The organism is Ideonella sp. B508-1 (assembly GCF_000333615.1).
In the GTDB taxonomy this organism is placed as follows: domain Bacteria; phylum Pseudomonadota; class Gammaproteobacteria; order Burkholderiales; family Burkholderiaceae_C; genus Ideonella.
This window is the reverse complement of sequence record NZ_BADL01000463.1, coordinates 1-3,666: the sequence shown is the minus strand read 5'-3', so window position 1 is coordinate 3,666 and position 3,666 is coordinate 1. Positions and strand designations below refer to the sequence as shown.

Annotated in this window: 3 protein-coding genes; 2 read left to right on the top strand and 1 reads right to left on the bottom strand. The window is 71.9% G+C overall.

Translation table 11 applies throughout. From position 1 onward, the window contains the following. A partial coding sequence (locus I73_RS18770; RefSeq protein ID WP_022982027.1) for a helix-hairpin-helix domain-containing protein occupies window positions 1–1,769 on the top strand: 1,769 nt, incomplete at its 5' end. Between the two features lie 22 nt (window positions 1,770–1,791). After that, window positions 1,792–2,895 (top strand): patatin-like phospholipase family protein, encoded by a 1,104-nt coding sequence (locus tag I73_RS18765; protein ID WP_026096942.1) that lies wholly within the window; start codon window positions 1,792–1,794, stop codon window positions 2,893–2,895. A gap of 21 nt (window positions 2,896–2,916) precedes the next feature. Here the strand turns inward: I73_RS18765 and I73_RS29005 are convergent. Continuing rightward, a partial coding sequence (locus I73_RS29005) for a GMC family oxidoreductase (protein ID WP_022982025.1) occupies window positions 2,917–3,666 on the bottom strand: 750 nt, incomplete at its 5' end.

Here is a 3,666-nt window from a genome sequence, read left to right as displayed (position 1 = left end):
TCCAGTCCAAGCTGGCCCCGGGCAGGGACGAGAACCACCCCGACCACAGCAAGTTCCGCGACTACTTCGACTACGACGAGCCGATCCGCACCGTGCCCAGCCACCGCGCGCTGGCGGTGTTCCGCGGCCGCACCCAGGAGATCCTGGACGCCAAGCTGGTGCTTGACGAAGAAGTCGTGCCAGGCCAGCCCACCCTGGCCGAAGGCCGCATCGCCCAGCACCTGGGCTGGCGCCACGCCAAGCGTGCCGGCGACGAGTTGATCCGCAAGACCATCGCCTGGACCTGGAAGGTCAAGCTGTCGATGAGCCTGGAGCGCGACCTCTTCGGCCGCCTGCGTGAAGAGGCCGAGAAGGTCGCCATCAAGGTGTTTGCCGAGAACCTGCGCGACCTGCTGCTGGCCGCACCGGCCGGCAAGCGCGTGGTGATGGGCCTGGACCCGGGCATCCGCACCGGGGTGAAGGTGGCGGTGGTGAGCGACACGGGCAAGGTGCTGGCCACCTCCACCGTCTACCCGCACGAACCCAAGTGCGACTGGGAAGGCAGCCTGCACACCCTGGGCCGCCTGGTGGCCACCCATGGCGTGAACCTGATCGCCATCGGCAACGGCACCGCCAGCCGCGAGACCGACAAGCTGGCGGCGGACCTGATCAAGCGCATCCAGGGCATGGCCCCGGACGTGAAGCTGGAGAAGGTGGTGGTCAGCGAGGCCGGCGCCTCGGTCTACTCGGCCTCCGAGTTCGCCTCCAAGGAACTGCCGGACCTGGACGTGAGCCTGCGCGGCGCGGTGTCCATCGCCCGCCGCCTGCAGGATCCGCTGGCCGAGCTGGTGAAGATCGAGCCCAAGAGCATCGGCGTGGGCCAGTACCAGCACGACGTCAACCAGAGCGAGCTGGCCCGCACGCTGGACGCGGTGGTGGAAGACTGCGTGAACTCGGTGGGCGTGGACCTGAACACCGCCTCGGCGCCGTTGCTGGCCCAGGTCTCGGGCCTGTCCACCGCGGTGGCCAACAGCATCGTGCGCTGGCGCGACGCCAACGGCGCCTTCCGCAACCGCCAGCAGCTGCTGGACGTGGCCGGCCTGGGGGCCAAGACCTTCGAGCAGGCCGCGGGCTTCCTGCGCATCCGCGACGGCGACAACCCGCTGGACCTGTCGGGCGTGCACCCGGAAACCTACCCGGTGGTCGAGAAGATCATCGCCGCGGCCGGCCGGCCGATCCAGGAGCTGATCGGCAATGCGGACGTGATCCGCAAGCTGCGGCCCGAGGCCTTTGCCGACGAGAAGTTCGGTGCCATCACGGTCAAGGACATCCTGGCCGAGCTGGAAAAGCCCGGCCGCGACCCGCGCCCGGACTTCAAGGTGGCCCGCTTCAACGACGGCGTCGAGGACATCAAGGACCTGAAGGAGGGCATGGTGCTGGAAGGCACGGTGTCCAACGTGGCCCAGTTCGGCGCCTTCGTGGACCTGGGCGTTCACCAGGACGGCCTGGTGCATGTGAGCCAGCTGTCCAACAAGTTCGTCAACGACGCCCGCGAGGTGGTGAAGACCGGCGACATCGTCAAGGTCAAGGTGCTGGAGGTGGACCTGGCCCGCAAGCGCATCAGCCTGACGATGAAGCTCGACGCCGCCGCGCCCGGTCCCAAGAGCGGCAGCCGGGGCGACAACAGCTACCGCCCGGCCGCCCGGGGTGAGCGCGCCCAGTCGGGCCGTGGCCACACGGCCGAGGCGCCGAACGCGATGGCCGCGGCCTTCGCCAAGCTCAAGCGCTGAGCGGGCGCCGCCGGGCATGGCGATGAAGGCCTTGCGCATCCTGGCCGGCCCGGCTGCCCTGGCACGTCTGCGCCAGGGCCCGCTCACCCCCGCCGAGGTGCGGGTGGTGCCGGGCGCCGCCGGTGGCCCCAAGGGCCTGATCCTGGGCCCGCTGGACCAGTTCCTGTTCGGCGACTGGCTGCCGCGCGGCGGCCACACGGTGCACCTGCTGGGCGCCTCCATCGGCGCCTGGCGCATGACGGCGGCCTGCATGGCCGACCCGGTGGCCGCGCTGCGGCGACTGGCCGAGGACTACATCACCCAGCGCTACGCGCACGCACCGGGCCAGCCGCCGCTGCCCGGCCATGTCAGCGCGGTGTTCGGCGCCAAGCTGCAAGAGCACTTCGGCGGGCAGGAAGCGGCATTGCTGGCCCATCCGCAGTACCGCCTGCATGTGTTCACCAGCCATGGCCGGCGCTGGCTGCGGCGCGAGACCGCCCGCTGGCGCACCGGCCTGGGCTACGGCGCGGCCTTCGCCAGCAACCTGGTGGCCCGCCCGGCCCTGGGTGCCTGGCTGGAGCGGGTGGTGTTCTCGGACCCGCGCGACGCGTTGCCCTTGCCGCTGCATGATTTCCGCGGCCAGCAGGTGGGCCTGTCGCCGCAGAACCTGATCCCGGCCGTGCTGGCCAGTTGCGCCATCCCGTTCTGGCTGGAGGCGGTGCACGACATCCCGGGCGCGCCGCGCGGGGCCTACTGGGACGGCGGCATCACCGACTACCACCTGCACCTGCGTTACGACCGCCTGCTGGCCGGCGACGCGGGGCAGGGGGCAGACCCGGGCTGGGTGCTGTACCCGCACTTCCAGCCCACGCTGGTGCCGGGCTGGCTGGACAAGGCCTGGCGCTGGCGCCACCGCGCCACCCCCGCGCTGGACCGGGTGGTGGTGCTGGCCCCCCGGCCCGAATGGCTGGCCACGCTGCCCGGCGGGCGCCTGCCCAGCCGCGAGGACTTCAAGGCCTACCTGGACGACGATGCCGCGCGCGAGAAGGCCTGGCGCCGCGCGGTGGCCGAGAGCCAGCGCCTGGCCGACGAGTTCCAAGCCTGGGTCGAGGGCCTGGCCACGCCCGAGTTGCAGCCCTTACCCTGAGCCGCGCTCCACCGAGGCCGCTCAGTCTGCGGCTTCGGCCATCGCCTGGGGCGGTGCCGCAAGAGGCTCGCCTTGCCGTCCATGACGCGCGGCCGCCATCCAGGCCGCGGCGCGCTCGGCCATCATGATGACCGGGGCGTTGGTGTTGCCGCTGACGATGCTGGGCATGGCCGAGGCGTCCACCACCCGCAGGCCCGACAGGCCGTGCACCTTCAGCTGGGCGTCCACCACGGCCAGCGGGTCGGCGCCCATGCGGCAGCTACCCACCGGGTGGTAGATGGTGTCGGCGTGGTTGCGGATGAATTCGGCGATGGCCTGCGGATCCTGGGCCTGCGCCAGGGCGCCGCGCTCCTGCCCGCCCAGGGCCGCCATCGCGGGCTGGGCCAGCAGGCGGCGGGTCTGCTGCACCCCGCTGACCAGCCGGTCCAGGTCGTCGGCCTCGGTCAGGAAGGCCGGGTCGATCACCGGGGCGGCCAGCGGATCGGCGCTGGCCAGCGTCACCCGCCCACGGCTCTGGGGGCGCAGCAGGCACACATGCACCGAGTAACCGTGGCCCCACACCGCGCTGCGGCCGTGGTTGACCAACTGACCCACCACGAAGTGCCACTGCAGGTCCGGCACGGCCTCGTCGGGCCGGCTGCGGAAGAAACCGCCGGCCTCGGCGAAGTTGGAGGTCAAGAGGCCGCGCCGTTCGCGCCGCCACTGGCCGATGGCGCGGGCGATGTCCCAGCCGCCGCCCAGGCTCAGGCCGAAACTCTCGCGCGCACGGGG

Coding starts and splice junctions, on each gene's coding strand:
- I73_RS18765 (WP_026096942.1), top strand. CDS start 1,792: ATGAAGGCCTTGCGCATCCTGGCCGGCCCGGCTGCCCTGGCACGTCTG.